The 19,132-nt window shown below is 62.8% G+C and carries 16 protein-coding genes; all 16 read right to left on the bottom strand.

Annotated features, from left to right (window positions below; translation table 11 throughout):
• The 16 genes from rpsC to rplJ all read right to left on the bottom strand — a co-directional run bounded on the left by rpsC (position 1) and on the right by rplJ (position 18,887).
• Positions 1-735 (bottom strand): 30S ribosomal protein S3, encoded by a 735-nt coding sequence (gene rpsC, locus AC3WL7_RS17945; protein WP_004145350.1) that lies wholly within the window; start codon positions 733-735, stop codon positions 1-3.
• A gap of 18 nt (positions 736-753) precedes the next feature.
• On the bottom strand, positions 754-1,089 hold the full coding sequence (gene rplV / locus AC3WL7_RS17950) for a 50S ribosomal protein L22 (RefSeq protein WP_004145348.1): 336 nt from the start codon (positions 1,087-1,089) through the stop codon (positions 754-756).
• 12 nt (positions 1,090-1,101) lie between these two features.
• Positions 1,102-1,371 (bottom strand): 30S ribosomal protein S19, encoded by a 270-nt coding sequence (rpsS, locus tag AC3WL7_RS17955; RefSeq protein WP_004154485.1) that lies wholly within the window; start codon positions 1,369-1,371, stop codon positions 1,102-1,104.
• A gap of 6 nt (positions 1,372-1,377) precedes the next feature.
• Positions 1,378-2,205, bottom strand: a complete 828-nt coding sequence (gene rplB / locus AC3WL7_RS17960) for a 50S ribosomal protein L2 (protein WP_004145339.1) — start codon at positions 2,203-2,205, stop codon at positions 1,378-1,380.
• A gap of 10 nt (positions 2,206-2,215) precedes the next feature.
• Positions 2,216-2,515, bottom strand: coding sequence for a 50S ribosomal protein L23 (gene rplW / locus AC3WL7_RS17965; RefSeq protein ID WP_079220754.1), 300 nt, complete (start codon positions 2,513-2,515; stop codon positions 2,216-2,218).
• A complete protein-coding gene (gene rplD / locus AC3WL7_RS17970) occupies positions 2,512-3,117 on the bottom strand; it encodes a 50S ribosomal protein L4 (protein ID WP_004145337.1) in 606 nt (201 codons plus the stop codon). The genes rplW and rplD overlap by 4 nt, the downstream gene beginning before the upstream one ends.
• Before the next feature lie 12 nt (positions 3,118-3,129).
• The gene (gene rplC / locus AC3WL7_RS17975; RefSeq protein WP_059066096.1) at positions 3,130-3,780 is read right to left on the bottom strand and encodes a 50S ribosomal protein L3; all 651 of its coding nucleotides are present in this window, start codon (positions 3,778-3,780) and stop codon (positions 3,130-3,132) included.
• A gap of 11 nt (positions 3,781-3,791) precedes the next feature.
• On the bottom strand, positions 3,792-4,103 hold the full coding sequence (rpsJ, locus tag AC3WL7_RS17980) for a 30S ribosomal protein S10 (protein ID WP_010341589.1): 312 nt from the start codon (positions 4,101-4,103) through the stop codon (positions 3,792-3,794).
• 332 nt (positions 4,104-4,435) lie between these two features.
• Entirely contained in the window at positions 4,436-5,626 is a 1,191-nt protein-coding gene (tuf, locus tag AC3WL7_RS17985) for an elongation factor Tu (protein ID WP_079220745.1), read from the bottom strand.
• Positions 5,627-5,677: 51 nt separating this feature from the next.
• Entirely contained in the window at positions 5,678-7,819 is a 2,142-nt protein-coding gene (fusA, locus tag AC3WL7_RS17990) for an elongation factor G (RefSeq protein WP_283221798.1), read from the bottom strand.
• A gap of 138 nt (positions 7,820-7,957) precedes the next feature.
• Positions 7,958-8,425: a 30S ribosomal protein S7 gene (gene rpsG / locus AC3WL7_RS17995; RefSeq protein WP_108767848.1), complete on the bottom strand. Its 468-nt coding sequence runs from the start codon at positions 8,423-8,425 to the stop codon at positions 7,958-7,960.
• A 12-nt stretch (positions 8,426-8,437) separates the two neighbouring features.
• On the bottom strand, positions 8,438-8,812 hold the full coding sequence (rpsL, locus tag AC3WL7_RS18000; RefSeq protein ID WP_004145320.1) for a 30S ribosomal protein S12: 375 nt from the start codon (positions 8,810-8,812) through the stop codon (positions 8,438-8,440).
• A 283-nt stretch (positions 8,813-9,095) separates the two neighbouring features.
• A complete protein-coding gene (gene rpoC, locus AC3WL7_RS18005) occupies positions 9,096-13,319 on the bottom strand; it encodes a DNA-directed RNA polymerase subunit beta' (RefSeq protein ID WP_079220750.1) in 4,224 nt (1,407 codons plus the stop codon).
• 87 nt (positions 13,320-13,406) lie between these two features.
• The gene (gene rpoB / locus AC3WL7_RS18010) at positions 13,407-17,561 is read right to left on the bottom strand and encodes a DNA-directed RNA polymerase subunit beta (RefSeq protein ID WP_492752193.1); all 4,155 of its coding nucleotides are present in this window, start codon (positions 17,559-17,561) and stop codon (positions 13,407-13,409) included.
• Positions 17,562-17,923: 362 nt separating this feature from the next.
• Positions 17,924-18,289 carry a 50S ribosomal protein L7/L12 gene (gene rplL / locus AC3WL7_RS18015; protein ID WP_025879347.1) on the bottom strand — a complete coding sequence of 122 codons (366 nt, stop codon included), beginning with the start codon at positions 18,287-18,289 and terminating at the stop codon, positions 17,924-17,926.
• A gap of 64 nt (positions 18,290-18,353) precedes the next feature.
• Complete coding sequence (rplJ, locus tag AC3WL7_RS18020; protein ID WP_079220748.1) at positions 18,354-18,887, bottom strand: 50S ribosomal protein L10; 534 nt, start codon at positions 18,885-18,887, stop codon at positions 18,354-18,356.
• Positions 18,888-19,132: the final 245 nt, after the last annotated feature.

Below are 19,132 nucleotides of genomic sequence, written 5' to 3' on the forward strand. Positions count from 1 at the left end.
TTACCTCGCTTCACGAGCCGGGCGCTGACGGTCACCGCGGTCGCCGCGATCGTGACGATCGTTGCGCGACGGGGTGTCGTCCTGCTTTTCCTGGCCAACCTGGGAGAAATCAAAGACCTCGCCCTTGTAGATCCAGACCTTGATGCCGATGATGCCGTAGGTCGTCTTGGCTTCAGCGAAGCCATAGTCGATGTCGGCACGCAGGGTGTGCAGCGGCACGCGGCCTTCGCGGTACCACTCCGAACGGGCGATTTCTGCACCGTTGAGGCGGCCACCCACGTTGACCTTGATGCCCAGGGCACCCAGGCGCATCGCGTTGCCGACCGAGCGCTTCATGGCGCGGCGGAACATGATGCGACGCTCCAGCTGCTGGGCGATCGACTCGGCAACGAGCTGAGCGTCCAGTTCCGGCTTGCGCACTTCGGTGACGTTGATGTGCGCCGGGACGCCCATCATCTCGCTCACTTCCTTGCGCAGCTTCTCGATGTCCTCACCGCGCTTGCCGATCACCACGCCCGGACGGGCGGTGTGGATCGTCACGCGAGCGGTCTTGGCCGGACGCTCGATCAGGATCTTGCTGATGCCGGCCTGAGCCAGCTTCTTGCGCAGCATTTCGCGCACTTTCAGGTCGGCTGCCAGGTAACCAGCGAACTCGGCCTTGTTGGCGTACCACTTGGAGTTCCAGTCCTTGGAAATGCCGAGGCGGATACCAATCGGATGAACTTTATGACCCATGGTCTTTTCCTTATCCGCTTACTTGGCGGCGCCCACAACCACAGTGATGTGGCTGGTGCGCTTGAGGATGCGGGTACCGCGGCCTTTCGCCCGCGCCATGAAACGCTTCAGGGTCGGACCTTCATCAACCATGATGGTCTGAACCTTCAGCTCGTCGACGTCGGCGCCCTGGTTGTTCTCGGCATTTGCAATAGCCGACTCCACCACCTTCTTGATCAGGTGGGCAGCCTTCTTGTCCGAGAACTTCAGCAGGTTGACCGCACGTTCGGCCGGCAGACCGCGCACCTGGTCAGCGACCAGACGAGCCTTCTGCGGGGAGATGCGCGCAGTGCGCAGGATGGCTTTCGCTTCCATTGTCATCTCTCCTTACTTACCCGACTTCTTGTCACCACCGTGACCCTTGAAGGTCCGGGTGATGGCAAATTCGCCGAGCTTGTGGCCGACCATGTTCTCGTTGACGAGAACCGGGATGTGGTTCTTGCCGTTATGCACGGCAATGGTGACGCCTACCATGTCAGGCAGGATCATCGAACGGCGCGACCAGGTCTTGATCGGCTTCTTGCTGCCCGCAGCGGCCTCCACCTTCTTGACGAGGTGGTGATCGACGAACGGGCCCTTCTTGAGTGAACGTGCCATGGTCGATTAGCCCCTACGATCGCGGACGATGAACTGCTGAGTGCGCTTGTTATGGCGCGTCTTGTAACCCTTGGTCGGGACACCCCACGGGGTGACCGGATGCGGATTACCCTGGCCGGCCTTGGCCTCACCACCACCGTGCGGGTGGTCAACCGGGTTCATGGCAGCACCACGAACGGTCGGGCGGACGCCGCGCCAACGCTTGGCACCGGCCTTGCCCAGCTTTTCCAGGCTGTGCTCGTCGTTGCCGACTTCACCGATAGTGGCGCAGCACTCGACCGGAACCTTACGCATTTCACCCGAGCGCAGGCGCAGGGTGGCGTAGATGCCTTCGCGGGCAACCAGCTGCACGGCCGCACCAGCGGCGCGGGCGATCTGAGCGCCCTTGCCGGGCTTCAGTTCGATGCAGTGGATGGTGGTACCGACCGGGATGTTGCGCAGCGGCAGGGTGTTGCCAGCCTTGATCGGGGCATCCGAACCAGCGATCACCTGATCACCAGCCTTCAGGCCCTTCGGGGCGATGATGTAGCGACGCTCGCCGTCGACGTAGCACAGCAGGGCGATGTGGGCGGTGCGGTTCGGATCGTATTCGATGCGTTCCACGCGCGCCGGGATGCCCAGCTTGTTGCGCTTGAAGTCGATGATGCGGTAGTGCTGCTTGGCACCACCACCGACGTGACGCACGGTGATGCGGCCATGGTGGTTACGACCACCCGAGCGGCTCTGCGACTCGACCAGTGCGGCGTGCGGAGCACCCTTGTGCAGGTCGGGGGTAACCACGCGCACGGCCGAACGGCGGCCGGGGGAAGTGGGCTTGAATTTCATCAATGGCATGGGATGTACCTCAGGCCTTGGCCGTTACATCGATCGACTGGCCGTCGGCCAAGCGAACGTAAGCCTTACGCCAATCGCCGCGGCGGCCAGCACGGTTACGGAAGGACTTGTTCTTGCCCTTGACGTTGACCACGTTGACAGCCTCGACCTTGACGCCGAACAGCTGCTCAACCGCGGCCTTTACATCGGCTTTGGTGGCTTCGTTCGAAACTTCGAAGGCATACTGGTTGGAGAGTTCCTGAATGCGAGCGGTCTTTTCGGAGACACGCGGGGCACGCAGCACGCTGAAGATTTTTTCGTTGCTGTTCATGCCAGCCACTCCTCGACCTTCTTGACCGCATCAGCGGTGATGACGACCGTGTCGGCACCGACCAGCGACACCGGGTCCAGACCCTGGACGTCACGCACCTGCACGTACGGCAGATTGCGGGCGGACAGGTACAGGTGCTCGGAGGCTTCTTCAGTGACGATCAGCGGGCGCTTGCCCACTTCCAGGCCGGCCAGCTTGGCGATCAGACCCTTCGTGTTGGTCACTTCGACATCGAAGGACTCCACGATGGTCAGACGGCCCTGACGGTTCAGCTCGGACAGGATCGCGCACATGGCGGCACGGTACTGCTTACGATTGACCTTCTGCTCGAAGCTGCGCGGCTTTGCCGCGAAGGTGACACCGCCGCCGACGAAGATCGGAGCCGTCAGTGCGCCATGACGCGCGCCGCCGCCCTTCTGCTTCTTCGACTTCTTGGTGGTACCTGCCACTTCGGAGCGAGTCTTCTGCGCCTTGGTGCCGGCGCGACCGGCGTTGCGGTAAGCAACGACGACCTGGTGGACCAGATCTTCGCTGAAATCGCGACCGAACACGGCGTCGGAGACCGAGACCTTGTTATTGCTACCCGTGATAACGAGTTCCATCGTCATCTCTCCTTATGCCTTGCTCGCCGGACGGACGATCACGTCGCCACCCGCCGCGCCCGGAACGGCGCCGCGAACCGCGATCAGACCGCGTTCGACGTCGACCTTGACAACTTCCAGGTTCTGGGTGCTCTGCTGCACGGAGCCCATGTGACCGGACATCTTCTTGCCCGGGAACACGCGACCCGGCGTCTGGCGCTGACCCAGCGAACCCGGCGCGCGATGCGACAGCGAGTTACCGTGGGTAGCGTCACCCATACGGAAGTTGTAGCGCTTGATGGTGCCCTGGAAGCCCTTACCCTTGGTGACACCCTGGACGTCGACGATCTGGCCGACTTCAAAGATGTCCGCCTTGACTTCGCCGCCAACGGCGAAATCGCCGAGCTGCGCGTCTTCAACGCGGAATTCCCACAGGCCACGACCCGCTTCCACCTTCGCCTTGGCGAAGTGGCCGGCTTCCGGCTTGTTGACCAGGGCAGCGCGACGAGCGCCGACGGTCACCTGCACGGCGCTGTAGCCGTCGGTTTCGACGGTCTTGATCTGCGCGATGCGGTTCGGGGTTGCTTCGATCAGGGTCACCGGGATGGAGCGGCCATCTTCGGTGAACACGCGGCTCATGCCAGCCTTGCGGCCCACGAAGCCCAACGAATACTTCTTCGTCATGGTCGTAGTCCTCAGGTCAGCTTGATCTGAACGTCGACGCCGGCAGCCAGTTCGAGCTTCATCAGCGCGTCCACGGTCTTGTCATTCGGGTCAACGATATCGAGCACGCGCTTGTGCGTGCGGGTCTCGTACTGGTCACGCGCGTCCTTGTCGACGTGCGGGGAAACGAGAATGGTGTAACGCTCGATCTTGGTCGGCAGCGGGATCGGGCCACGCACTTGCGCGCCGGTCCGCTTGGCCGTCTCAACGATCTCGCTGGCCGAACGGTCGATCAGACGATGATCGAACGCTTTCAGCCGGATCCGGATCTTTTGGTCCGCCATGGCGGTAGGTTCCTTCGTTAAAAGAGCGACAGACAAAGCCTCTGGGTTGCTTTGCCCCATGAAATCCCTGAATACGGACGGCCCGCACTCCTGCAGGCCGACAAGGTCAATCCGTAGACCTCAAAAACGTAGGCAGACCTAGAAACAGGCCTGCCCAGACGACGAAGCATAATGGCACGCAAGGCAGCTGTCAACAGTTTCCTGTTGACGCCGCCTGAATGGCATTGACCCTTCCTGGTCCGGGGAACACAAGGCACATCCTGTGCCTACTTTCCCGTTTGATACGCCCCGATGCCCTACCCAGGCAACATCGGGGCGCAGAGTGTAGCAGATTACTCGATGATGGTGGAGACCACACCGGCACCGACGGTACGGCCACCTTCGCGGATTGCGAAGCGCAGGCCGGCGTCCATTGCGACCGGGTTGATCAGGGTGACAACCATCTTGATGTTGTCGCCCGGCATCACCATCTCGACGCCTTCCGGCAGTTCAACCGCACCGGTGATGTCGGTGGTACGGAAGTAGAACTGCGGACGGTAGCCCTTGAAGAACGGGGTGTGACGGCCGCCCTCGTCCTTCGACAGCACGTAGACTTCGGCGTCGAACTTGGTGTGCGGCTTGATCGAACCCGGCTTGGCCAGGACCTGGCCACGCTCGACGTCGTCACGCTTGGTGCCGCGCAGCAGCAGACCGGCGTTGTCACCTGCCTGGCCCTGGTCCAGCAGCTTGCGGAACATTTCGACGCCGGTCACGGTGGTCTTCTGCACCGGACGGATGCCGACGATTTCGATTTCTTCGCCGACCTTGATCACGCCGCGCTCGATACGACCGGTCACCACGGTGCCGCGGCCCGAGATCGAGAACACGTCTTCCACCGGCATCAGGAACGGCTTGTCGACGTCACGCTCCGGGGTCGGGATCCAGCTGTCGAGAGCATCGACCAGCTTGATCACGGCCGGCACGCCGATGTCGCTCTGGTCGCCTTCCAGCGCCAGGCGGGCCGAACCCGAGATGATCGGGGTGTCGTCGCCCGGGAAGTCGTACTTGCTCAGCAGCTCGCGGACTTCCATTTCGACCAGTTCCAGCAGCTCGGCATCGTCAACCATGTCGGCCTTGTTCAGGAACACGACGATGTACGGCACGCCGACCTGACGCGACAGCAGGATGTGCTCGCGGGTCTGCGGCATCGGGCCGTCAGCGGCCGAGCACACCAGGATCGCGCCGTCCATCTGGGCGGCACCGGTGATCATGTTCTTGACGTAGTCAGCGTGGCCCGGGCAATCGACGTGGGCGTAGTGACGGGTGGTGGATTCGTATTCGACGTGCGCGGTCGAGATCGTGATACCACGAGCCTTCTCTTCCGGAGCGGCGTCGATTGCCGAGTAGTCCTTGAACTCGCCGCCGAAGCGCTCGGCGCCGATCTTGGTCAGCGCGGCGGTCAGCGTGGTCTTGCCGTGATCGACGTGACCGATGGTGCCGACGTTGACGTGCGGCTTGGTGCGCTCGAACTTACCCTTTGCCATTGTTGTATCCCTTGATTGTCGTAAGTGTTTTCAGGAGAGGCTGAGCGAGGCTCAGCCCTTCTTCATGACGGCTTCGGCGATGTTGTTCGGCGCCGGCTCGTAATGGTCGAATTCCATGGTGAAGGTGGCGCGGCCCTGGGTCTGCGAACGCAGCGCAGTGGCGTAACCGAACATTTCACCCAGCGGGATCATCGCGTTGATGATCGAAGCGGAGCCGTCACCGGTGGTGTCGGAACCCTGCAGCACGCCGCGACGACGGCTCACGTCGCCCATCACGTCACCCTGGTAATCCTCCGGGGTCACGATCTCGACCTTCATGATCGGCTCCAGCAGCACCGGCTTGGCCTTGGCGAAGCCCTGCTTGAAGGCCATCGACGATGCCAGCTTGAACGCCATTTCCGAGGAGTCGACGTCGTGGTACGAACCGAAGACCAGCTTGACCTTCACGTCCACCACCGGGAAGCCAGCCAGCGGACCGCTGGTGATGGTTTCGCGCAGGCCCTTTTCGATCGAAGGAATGAATTCCTTCGGAATCACGCCGCCGGTGATGTCATTGACGAACAGGAAGTCGTCCTTGATCAGCGGAGCGATCTTCGCATCGGCGCGGTCTTCAGCGGTGATCGGCGACAGCTCGATCACGACGTGACCGTACTGACCCTTACCACCGGACTGCTTGGCGTGCTTGTAGTCCGACTTGACGTCGGCCAGGGTGATGGTTTCGCGGTAGGCAACCTGCGGCGCGCCGACGTTGGCTTCAACGTTGAACTCGCGCTTCAGGCGGTCGACGATGATGTCCAGGTGCAGCTCGCCCATGCCCGAGATGATGGTCTGGCCGGATTCTTCGTCGGTCTTGACGCGGAACGACGGATCTTCCTGCGCCAGACGGCCCAGGGCCAGACCCATCTTTTCCTGGTCCGACTTGGTCTTCGGCTCGACAGCCATCGAGATCACCGGTTCCGGGAACGTCATGCGCTCCAGGATGATCGGCTGGTCGATCGAGCACAGGGTGTCACCGGTGGTGGTGTCCTTCAGGCCCACGGCAGCGGCGATGTCACCGGCCAGAACTTCCTTGATTTCTTCGCGGTTGTTCGAATGCATCTGCAGGATGCGGCCGATGCGCTCCTTCTTGCCCTTCACCGAGTTCAGGACGGTGTCGCCACCGTTCAGGGTGCCCGAGTAGACACGGAAGAAGGTCAGCGCGCCGACGAACGGATCGGTGATGATCTTGAAGGCCAGCGACGAGAACGGAGCCTTGTCGTCGGACTTGCGGGTCATGGCGACGTTTTCGTCATCCACGTCGGTACCGGTCACGTCCGGCACGTCGACCGGCGACGGCAGCAGCTGGATCACGCCGTCCAGCATGGCCTGCACGCCCTTGTTCTTGAACGCCGAACCGCAGTACATCGGGACGATTTCGGTGGCCAGGGTACGGGTACGCAGCGCGTTGATGATTTCGGCCTCGGCCAGCTCTTCGCCGCCCAGGTACTTTTCCATCAGCTCTTCGCTGGCTTCAGCCGCGGTTTCGATCATGTAGGTACGGGCTTCTTCAGCCTTTTCCTGCAGGTCGGCCGGGATTTCGCCATACTCGAACTTCATGCCCTGCGAGGCTTCATCCCAATGGATGGCCTTCATCTTCAGCAGGTCGACGACGCCCTTGAAGCCGTCCTCGGCACCGATCGGCAGCTGCATCGGCACGGCGACAGCGCCGAGCTTGGCCTTCAGCTGGTCACGGACCTTGTAGAAGTTGGCGCCGGTGCGGTCCATCTTGTTGACGAACGCAATGCGCGGCACTTTGTAACGGTTGGCCTGGCGCCACACGGTTTCCGACTGCGGCTGCACGCCACCGACGGCACACAGCACGAACACCGCGCCATCGAGCACGCGCAGCGAACGCTCGACTTCGATGGTGAAGTCGACGTGCCCGGGGGTGTCGATGATGTTGAAGCGGTGTTCCGGCAGGGACTTGTCCATGCCCTTCCAGAACGCGGTGGTGGCAGCGGACTGGATCGTGATGCCACGCTCCTGCTCCTGCTCCATCCAGTCCATGGTGGCGGCGCCGTCGTGCACTTCACCGATCTTGTGGCTCTTGCCGGTGTAGAACAGGATGCGCTCGGACGTGGTGGTCTTGCCGGCATCGATGTGAGCCATGATGCCGAAGTTACGGTAACGCTCGATGGGAGTGGAACGGGCCACGGGGAGCCTCTCAGATTTCTTGGATTTCGGATGGCCGAACGCCGCCTTGCGGCGGCCTTCGGATTGGCGCAGCCCTTCCGGGGCCGCGAGGCAGCACCGATGTGGTGCTGCCCTGCCTGTTTTACAAGGCCGTCAAACTCACCAGCGGTAGTGGGCGAAGGCCTTGTTGGCTTCGGCCATGCGGTGGGTTTCTTCGCGCTTCTTGATGGCGCCGCCACGGTTTTCCGAGGCGTCGATCAGTTCAGCAGCCAGCTTCTTCGGCATGGTGTTCTCACCACGCTTGCGCGCGGAGTCGATCAGCCAGCGCATGGCCAGGGCCATCTTGCGCGATGCACGCACTTCGACCGGCACCTGGTAGGTGGCACCACCGACACGGCGCGACTTCACTTCGACCGCCGGAGCGACGTTGTCCAGAGCCTTCTGCACCAGCTCGATCGAGTTGGCGTTCTTCTCGGCGATGACGTCCATGGCACCGTACACGATCTTCTCAGCGACGGACTTCTTGCCGCTCAGCATGACCATGTTGATGAAACGGGCGATGGTTTCGCTTCCGTGCTTCGGATCCGGCAGGACGGAACGCTGCGGAGTATTACCCTTACGCGACATAGTGGTCTCTCCTTATGCCTTCGGACGCTTGGCGCCGTACTTGGAACGGGCCTGGCGACGCTTGGCAACGCCGGCGGCGTCGAGCGAGCCACGAACGGTGTGGTAACGCACACCCGGCAGATCCTTGACGCGACCGCCACGGATCAGGACCACGGAGTGCTCCTGCAGGTTGTGGCCTTCGCCGCCGATGTAGGAAATGACTTCTTCCTGGTTGGTCAGGCGGACCTTGGCAACCTTGCGGAGAGCCGAGTTCGGCTTCTTCGGGGTGGTGGTGTAAACGCGCGTGCAGACGCCACGGCGCTGCGGGCACTTGTCGAGCGCCGGCGAGGCACTCTTGTACGTAGTAGCTTGCCGCGGCTTGCGGACCAGCTGGTTGATCGTCGCCATCAGTAGGTTCTTCTGATTGGTGGCCGGAAATCCGGCCAGAGATGCGGAAATGTTAAAGCAGGCCAAAATTCTGGCCTGCTGAGACAGACGATTGTAGCAACCTGTCAGGAAAGCAGTCAAACGCCTCCTGTCAAGCCCGTTCCTGATCCTGGAACGTTACTGGGGAGCCTCCGTGCACCCCGTTCAGGTTGGCCGGGAGGATCGCGGACGATCCCCCCTGCCCTTTCCCAATCCCGTCGATGGACCGACGGGGTGGTCCGGCCTCGCGGCCGGACCTGATACCTCATTCTTCGCCAGACGCCTGTTCAGCTTCGGCTTCAACGGCCGGAGCTTCGACGGCTGCCGGGGTGCCGGTCAGGGCCTGCATCTCCGAGTCGGTGAGACCCGAAGCGCCGCGGCGGCGGCTGCTGTGGTACGACAGACCGGTACCGGCCGGGATCAGGCGGCCGACGATGACGTTTTCCTTCAGGCCGCGCAGGTTGTCCTTGGTGCCGCGGACGGCAGCTTCGGTCAGCACGCGGGTGGTTTCCTGGAACGAAGCGGCCGAGATGAACGATTCGGTCGCCAGCGATGCCTTGGTGATACCCAGCAGGACCGGATCGAAGTGCGCCGGCAGCTCGTTGCGGGTCGACAGGCGCGCATTCTCCTCGATTACGCGCTGGCGCTCCACCTGTTCGCCGTTCAGGAACTTGCTGCTGCCCTGGTCGGTGATCTCGACCTTGCGCAGCATCTGGCGGGTGATGACCTCGATGTGCTTGTCGTTGATCTTCACGCCCTGCAGGCGGTACACGTCCTGGATTTCCTTCACCAGGTAGGCGGCCAGCGGTTCGACACCCAGCAGGCGCAGGATGTCCTGCGGGCTCGGCTCGCCGTCCACGATGGTTTCACCCTTGGTGACATGCTCGCCTTCGAACACGATGACCTGGCGGTACTTCGGGATCAGCTCTTCGTGTTCCGAACCATCGGTGTCCTTGATGATCAGGCGCTGCTTGCCCTTGGTGTCCTTGCCGAAGCTGATGATGCCCGAACGCTCGGCCAGCACTGCCGGATCCTTCGGCTTGCGGGCTTCGAACAGATCGGCCACGCGCGGCAGACCACCGGTGATGTCGCGGGTCTTCGACGCTTCCTGCGGGATCTTGGCGACGACGTCGCCCACGCCCACTGCGGCGCCGTCCTGCAGGTTGACGATCGAACGCGGCGGCAGCAGGTACTGCGCCGGCAGATCGGTGCCCGGGATGGACAGGTCGTTGCCCTTGGCGTCGACGATGCGCACGATCGGGCGCAGGTCCTTGGCCTGGGCACCACGACGCTTCGGATCGGTGATTTCGCGCGAAGCGAGGCCGGTCAGCTCGTCGGTCTTCTCGATGACGGTGATGCCGTCGACGAAGTCGATGAAGCGGATGAAGCCGGCAACTTCCGACACGATCGGGTGGTTATGCGGATCCCAGTTGGCCACGGTCTGGCCAGCCTTGATCGCATCACCGTCCTTCGAGGTGATGGTCGCACCGTACGGCAGCTTGTAACGCTCACGCTCACGGCCGTGGGCATCGAGCACCGAGATTTCGCCCGAACGCGACACTGCCACCAGCGAGCCGTTGGCGTGCTCGACCGACTTGAGGTTGCTGAACTTGACCGAACCGGTGGTCTTGACGGTGATGTTGTCGACCGCAGCAGCTCGCGACGCCGCACCACCGATGTGGAACGTACGCATGGTCAGCTGGGTACCCGGCTCACCGATGGACTGGGCAGCGATGACGCCGACCGCTTCACCGATGTTGACCAGGTGGCCACGGGCCAGATCGCGGCCGTAGCAGCGACCGCAGACACCGAAGGCCGATTCGCACGAGATCGTCGAACGCACCTTGATGCTCTGCACGCCGGCATCTTCCAGCTTGGCGACCCAGGCTTCGTCGAGCAGGGTGTTGCGGGTGACGATCGGATCTTCGTCGTTGCCCGGCAGGAACACGTCCTCGGCAACCACGCGACCCAGCACGCGATCCTTCAGCGGCTCGACCACGTCGCCGCCTTCCACGATCGGGGTCATGATCAGGCCTTCGGTGGTACCGCAATCCACTTCGGTGATGACCACGTCCTGCGCGACGTCGACCAGACGACGGGTCAGGTAACCCGAGTTCGCGGTCTTCAGTGCGGTATCGGCCAGACCCTTACGGGCACCGTGGGTGGAGTTGAAGTACTCCTGCACGTTCAGGCCTTCGCGGAAGTTCGCCTTGATGGGCGTCTCGATGATCGAGCCGTCCGGACGCGCCATCAGGCCGCGCATACCGGCCAGCTGACGGATCTGCGCCTGCGAACCACGCGCACCGGAGTCGGCCATGATGTACAGCGAGTTCATCGACTTCTGGTCGATGGTCTCGCCCTTGGCATTGACGACCTTCTCGGTACCGATGGTGTCCATCATCGCCTTGGCGATGCGCTCATTGGTGCGCGACCAGATGTCGACCACCTTGTTGTAGCGCTCGCCGGCGGTGACCAGGCCCGACTGGTACTGCTCCTGGATTTCCAGCACTTCGGCTTCGGCCTCGGTGAGGATGCCCTTCTTCTCGTCCGGGATCAGCATGTCGTCGATGCCGATGGAGACGCCGGCGCGGGTCGCGTAAGCGAAGCCGGTGTACATCAGCTTGTCGGCGAACACGACCGTGTCCTTCAGGCCCAGCTGGCGGTAGCTGGAGTTGATCAGGCGGCTGATGTTCTTCTTGGTCAGCTCGGTGTTGGCCAGCGCGAACGGCAGGCCTTCCGGCAGGATTTCAGCCAGCAGGGCGCGACCGATCGTGGTGTCCACGATCGAGGTCTTGTTCTGCTTGTTGCCTTCTTCGTCGGTCACCACTTCGGTGATGCGGACCTTGACGCGTGCGTGCAGTTCCACCACGCGGTTGTCGTAGGCGCGCTTGACTTCGGCGATGTTGGCGAAGGCCATGCCCTCGCCCTTCTTGTTTTCCAGCGAGCGGGTCATGTAGTACAGACCCAGCACGACGTCCTGCGACGGCACGATGATCGGCTCGCCGTTGGCCGGCGACAGGATGTTGTTGGTCGACATCATCAGCGCACGCGCTTCCAGCTGGGCTTCCAGCGAGAGCGGCACGTGGACGGCCATCTGGTCACCGTCGAAGTCGGCGTTGAACGCGGTGCAGACCAGCGGGTGCAGCTGGATGGCCTTGCCTTCGATCAGCACCGGCTCGAACGCCTGGATGCCCAGGCGGTGCAGGGTCGGCGCACGGTTCAGCATGACCGGGTGTTCGCGGATGACCTCTTCCAGGATGTCCCAGACTTCGGCTTCTTCGCGCTCGACCAGCTTCTTGGCGGCCTTGATGGTGGTGGCCAGGCCACGACGCTGCAGCTTGGCGAAGACGAACGGCTTGAACAGCTCGAGCGCCATCTTCTTCGGCAGGCCGCACTGGTGCAGGCGCAGGTACGGGCCGACCACGATGACCGAACGGCCCGAGTAGTCGACGCGCTTGCCCAGCAGGTTCTGGCGGAAGCGGCCCTGCTTGCCCTTGATCATGTCGGCCAGCGACTTCAGCGGGCGCTTGTTGGTGCCGGTGATGGCACGGCCGCGACGGCCGTTGTCCAGCAGCGCATCGACCGATTCCTGCAGCATGCGCTTTTCATTGCGCACGATGATGTCCGGCGCGCTCAGTTCGAGCAGGCGGCGCAGGCGGTTGTTGCGGTTGATGACGCGGCGGTACAGGTCGTTCAGGTCGGAGGTCGCGAAGCGGCCGCCATCCAGCGGGACCAGCGGACGCAGGTCCGGCGGCAGCACCGGCAGCACGGTCATGACCATCCATTCCGGACGGTTGCCCGATTCCAGGAAGGCTTCGATCAGCTTGATGCGCTTGGTGAGGCGCTTGAGCTTGGTTTCCGAACCGGTTGCGGCGATTTCCTCGCGCAGGCGGGTCATTTCCGACTGCAGGTCGATCGTGCGCAGCAGTTCGTACACGGCCTCGGCGCCCATGGCGGCGTCGAAGTCGTCACCGTGTTCCTGGCGGGCGGTCAGGTACTGTTCTTCGGTCAGCAGCTGGCGGCGCTCCAAGGCGGTCAGGCCCGGCTCGGTCACCACGTAGGCTTCGAAGTACAGCACGCGCTCGATGTCACGCAGGGTCATGTCCAGCATCAGGCCGATGCGCGACGGCAGCGACTTGAGGAACCAGATGTGCGCGACCGGCGAAGCCAGGTCGATGTGGCCCATGCGCTCGCGGCGCACCTTGGCCAGGGTCACTTCGGTGCCGCACTTTTCGCAGACCACGCCGCGGTGCTTCATGCGCTTGTACTTGCCGCACAGGCACTCGTAGTCCTTGACCGGCCCGAAGATGGCGGCGCAGAACAGGCCGTCACGCTCCGGCTTGAAGGTACGGTAGTTGATGGTTTCCGGCTTCTTCACTTCGCCGAAGGACCACGAACGGATCAGGTCCGGCGAGGCCAGCGCGATCTTGATCGCGTCGAAGTCCAGCGTCTGGCGCTGCTGGTTGAAGAGGTTGAGCAGGTCTTTCATGGTGTTCTCCAGAAGGAGGAATGCTGTGTCGATGGGCTTTCAGTTGACTGCCAGCGGCGCGGCGGCGGACCGCCGCGCCGGCATGGATCAGTTGTCTTCCAGTTCCATGTTGATGGCCAGCGAGCGGATTTCCTTCACGAGGACGTTGAAGGATTCCGGCATGCCCGCGACCATCTCGTGCTCACCGTCGACGATGTTCTTGTACATCTGGTTGCGGCCCTGCACGTCATCGGACTTCACCGTCAGCATTTCCTGCAGGGTGTAGGCCGCGCCGTAGGCTTCCAGCGCCCAGACTTCCATTTCACCGAAGCGCTGGCCACCGAACTGCGCCTTGCCGCCCAGCGGCTGCTGGGTGACGAGCGAGTACGGACCGGTCGAACGGGCGTGCATCTTGTCGTCGACCAGGTGGTTCAGCTTCAGGTAGTGCATGTAACCCACGGTGGTGTGGCGATCGAACGCTTCACCGGTGCGGCCGTCATACAGCTGGGTCTGGCCACTGCTCGGCAGGTCGGCCAGTTCCAGCATGCGCTTGATTTCCGCTTCGGTGGCGCCGTCGAACACCGGGGTAGCCATCGGCACGCCGTCGGTGAGGTTACGGGCCAGACGCAGCAGTTCCTCGTCGCTGAACTGCGACAGGTCGACACGGTTGGCCACGTTGGTGTCGTCGTGGTTGTAGATGTCGTCCAGGAACTTGCGCAGGTCGGCAACCGCAGCCTGGGCTTCCATCATCGCCTGGATCTTGCGACCCAGGCCCTTGGCTGCCCAGCCCAGGTGCACTTCCAGGATCTGGCCGATGTTCATGCGCGACGGCACGCCCAGCGGGTTCAGCACGATGTCCACGGTTTCACCCGAGGCCATGTACGGCATGTCCTCGACCGGCACCACGTTGGAGACCACACCCTTGTTGCCGTGGCGGCCTGCCATCTTGTCGCCCGGCTGGATGCGGCGCTTCACGGCCAGGAAGACCTTGACCATCTTCAGCACGCCCGGGGCGAGGTCGTCGCCGGCGGTGATCTTGCCGCGCTTGTCGGCGAAGCGACGCTCGAATTCCTTCTCGTGCGCCTGGATCTGCTTCTGTGCGCGCTCGATGGCTTCCGAAGCGTCCTCGTCCTTCATGCGCAGGGCGAACCAGTCAGCCTTCTTCAGGCCGTCCAGGTAGGCGTCGGAGATGACGTCGCCCTTCTTCAGGCCGGCACCACCGTTGACCACCTTGCCCACGATCTGCGAACGCAGACGCATGTAGATGGCCGCTTCCAGGATGCGGAACTGGTCGTCGAAGTCCTTCTTGACGCGCTTGATTTCAGACTCTTCGATCTGGCGGGCGCGCTTGTCCTTCTCGATGCCGTCGCGGGTGAAGACCTGCACGTCGATGACGGTGCCGTCCATGCCCGGCGGAACGCGCAGCGAGCTGTCCTTAACGTCCGAAGCCTTCTCGCCGAAGATCGCGCGCAGCAGCTTCTCTTCCGGGGTCAGCTGGCTTTCGCCCTTCGGGGTGACCTTGCCGACCATGATGTCGCCGGCGCGGACTTCCGCACCGATGTACACCACGCCGCTTTCGTCCAGGCGGTTCAGCGCCTGCTCGGAAACGTTCGGGATGTCGGCGGAGATTTCCTCCGGCCCCAGCTTGGTGTCACGCGCAACGCAGGTCAGCTCTTCGATGTGGATCGTGGTGTAGCGATCCTCTTCCACCACGCGCTCGGAGAGCAGGATGGAGTCTTCGAAGTTGTAGCCGTTCCACGGCATGAACGCGATCAGCATGTTCTGGCCCAGGGCCAGTTCGCCGATGTCGGTGGACGGACCGTCGGCCAGCACGTCGCCGCGGGCGATGACGTCACCCACCTGGACCAGCGGACGCTGGTTGATGCAGGTGTTCTGGTTCGAACGGGTGTACTTGACCAGGTTGTAGATGTCCACGCCTGCATCGGTGGCGCCAACGATCTCTTCCTCGTTGACCTTGACCACGATGCGGGCAGCGTCGATCTGCACGATCTCGCCACCACGACGGGCGTTCACGGTCACACCGGAGTCACGCGCCACGGCGCGCTCGATGCCGGTACCGACCAGCGGCTTCTGCGCACGCAGGGTCGGCACGGCCTGACGCTGCATGTTGGCGCCCATCAGTGCACGGTTGGCGTCATCGTGCTCGAGGAACGGAACCAGCGCGGCCGCGATCGACACGGTCTGCATCGGCGAGACGTCCATGAAGTGGACTTCCGCCGGCGGCTTCAGCAGCGATTCGCCCTGGAAGCGGCACGGAACGAACTGCTCGGTCAGCACGCTGTCGGCATTGGTCAGCGCGTTGGCCTGCGCAATGACGTATTCGTTTTCTTCGATCGCCGACAGGAACTCGACTTCGTCATAGACCTTGCCGTCCACGACCTTGCGGTACGGGGTCTCGAGGAAACCGTACTGGTTGGTGCGGGCGTACACGGCGAGCGAGTTGATCAGGCCGATGTTCGGGCCTTCCGGCGTTTCGATGGTGCAGACGCGGCCGTAATGGGTCGGGTGCACGTCGCGCACTTCGAAGCCGGCGCGCTCACGGGTCAGACCGCCCGGGCCCAGGGCCGAGACGCGACGCTTGTGCGTGACTTCCGACAGCGGGTTGTTCTGATCCATGAACTGCGACAGCTGCGAGGAGCCGAAGAACTCCTTGATGGCAGCGGCGACCGGCTTGGCGTTGATCAGCTCCTGCGGGGTCAGGCCTTCCGACTCGGCCATCGACAGGCGTTCCTTGACCGCGCGCTCGACGCGGACCAGGCCGACGCGGAACACGTTCTCGGCCATTTCACCGACCGAACGCACGCGACGGTTGCCCAGGTGATCGATGTCATCGACCACGCCGCGACCGTTGCGGATCTCGGTCAGGACCTTGATCACGTCCAGGATGTCGGAACTGTCGCCGTGGGCGCCGACCAGGCGCTTGGACTCTTCGTCGTTGCGCTCACCGAAGTACTTGCTGTCGTACAGCACGGCTTCGCCGGTGGTTTCCTTGCGGCCCACGCGACGGTTGAACTTCATGCGGCCGACCGCGGACAGGTCGTAGCGCTCGAAGGTGAAGAACAGGTTGTGGAACAGGTTCTGCGCGGCATCCTTGGTCGGCGGCTCGCCCGGACGCATCATGCGGTAGATTTCGACCAGGGCTTCCAGCTGGGTCTTGGTCGGATCGATGCGCAGGGTGTTGGACAGGTACGGGCCACGATCCAGGTCGTTCACCCACAGGGTGCCCACCGCATCGACGCCGGCCTTGCGGAAGTTCTGCAGCTGCTCGTCGCTGATCTCGTCGTTGGCCTGGGCCAGCAGTTCGCCGGTCGAGGCATCGACCACGTCGTGCGACAGGATGCGGCCGACGATGTAGTCGTCCGGCACGGCCAGGGCGGCGATGCCCGAGGCTTCCAGCTGCTTGATGTGGCGCGCGGTGATGCGCTTGCCGGCTTCCACGATGACCTTGTCGCCGTCGGCGAGGTCGAAGCCCAGGGTTTCGCCACGCAGGCGCTCCGGCACCAGCTCCAGCTGGACGCCTTCATCCGGGTTGATGTGGAAGGTGTTGATCTCGAAGAACTCGGCCAGCATCTCTTCGTTGCTGTAGCCAAGCGCGCGCAGCAGGATCGACACCGGCAGCTTGCGGCGACGGTCGATACGGGTGAACAGCGCGTCCTTCGGGTCGAACTCGAAGTCCAGCCAGGAGCCGCGGTAAGGAATGATGCGGGCGCTGTACAGCAGCTTGCCCGAGCTGTGGGTCTTGCCACGGTCGTGGTCGAAGAACACGCCCGGCGAACGGTGCAGCTGCGAGACGATGACGCGCTCGGTGCCGTTGACGATGAAGGTGCCGTTCTCGGTCATCAGCGGGATTTCGCCCAGATAGACCTCCTGCTCCTTCACGTACTTGATGGCCTTGGTCGACGACTCGCGGTCGTAGATGACCAGGCGCACGGTCACGCGCAGCGGCGCACCGTAGCTCATGCCACGCTGACGGCACTCACGCTCGTCGAAGACCGGCTCGCCCAGCTTGTAGCCGACGTATTCCAGGGCAGCATTGCCGCTGTAGCTGGCGATCGGGAAGACCGACTTCAGCGCAGCGTGCAGGCCGTAATCGGCGCGCTTGGCCGGATCGATGTTTTCCTGCAGGAAATCACGGTAGGAATCCACCTGGATGGCCAGCAGGAACGGCACTTCGAGGATCGAGCGCTGCTTGCCGAAATCCTTGCGGATACGCTTTTTCTCGGTGAACGAATAGGACGTCATGAGGTCTTCCACCTGTTTGTGCGGGTCGTGCGCCCACGACCCGAAGGGAACTTGAAATTGTCAGTTGGAAGTCGCTGGTATTGCCGGCACCAGCACGCCTTCTCTTGCTACTTCCAACTGCCAACTCGTCTGCATCTACTGCCCTGCCGCCGCGCGAGGCGCTGGCTGGCGAGGTTGTGACCGCAGCCCGTGTTGGGCTTTTTCTGCTTTTGAACCGGTAGAGTCGACTGTTAGTCGACTTCCTTCACAGCAGTCGACTAACAGTCGACTCTACAACACCGCAACAACGACCAAAGGCCGGGGGCTTACGCCCCCAGCCTTGGCTGCATCGCCGTGAATCGATGACGATGCAAGGGAAGTGCTTACTTGACTTCGACAGTCGCGCCAGCAGCTTCCAGGTCCTTCTTCATCTTCTCGGCTTCGTCCTTCGAAGCGTTGTCCTTCAGGACGCCGCCGGCTTCGGCCAGGTCCTTCGCTTCCTTCAGGCCCAGGCCGGTGATGGCGCGGACGGCCTTGATGACTTCGACCTTCTTGTCGCCAGCGGTCTTCAGGGTGACGACGAATTCGGTCTGCTCTTCAACAACGGCAGCCGGGCCAGCCACAGCAGCGGCGACCGGAGCAGCGGCGGAGACGCCGAACTTCTCTTCGATGGCCTTGACCAGCTCCATCACTTCCATCAGGGACTTCTCGGCGATGGCGTCGACGATCTGTTCGTTGGTAAGGGACATGATAATTACCTTTGGATGATTTTCTGGGATGAGGTTCCGCAAGGAACCACTAAATAGTCGAAACTCAGGCGGTCTCGGCGGCCGGTTCAGCAGCTTCAGCGGCTTCGCCACCGTTCTGCTTGTCACCGATAGCCTTGATGGCGCGGGCGAACATCGTGACCGGCTCGGCCAGGACGCGTGCCAGCATTGCCAGGGCCTGGTCGCGGGTCGGCAGCGATGCCAGAACCTCGACGTGGCTCGCCGGGAACACTTCACCACCGATGGCGACGACCTTAGCCTTCAGCTTGTCGTTGCCCTTGGCGGCTTCCTTGATCAGGCGACCGGCTGCGCCGGGCTCCTCGAGCGAGAACGCGTACAGCAGCGGACCAACCATCTGGTCCTGTGCGACTGCGAACTCGGTGCCTTCAACGGCACGCGAAGCCAGGGTGTTCTTGACAACCTTCAAGAAAACACCGGTTTCACGAGCCTGCTTGCGCATCGCGGTCATCTGGGCGACCGTGGTGCCAGCGTATTCGGCTGCGATCAAGGAGTGGGCCTTGGCGGCGACGTCTGCCAGCTCGGCGACTACTTCTTGCTTCTGGGACAGATTGAGAGCCATTGCACTCCTCCAATTGAACTCCGCTTACGGCTCCTGCCGTGTGCGGTCCTGTGCGGCATCCGTCCTGGACGCCGGGAACATCGGAATGATGTTCCGGGGGTGGGCCGTTCCAGACCTGGAGTGCAATCGGGGAAGATCCCAGACGTGCGTGAACCAGAAAAACTCCAGAAGGGCACCATCTACGCAGGTTGATTCCGAAGAATCGATTAAGCGGTCATTGCTGCTCCGGCGGCGACTCCCTGCCA

This window comes from Stenotrophomonas sp. FW305-3-2-15-E-LB1, assembly GCF_058787375.1.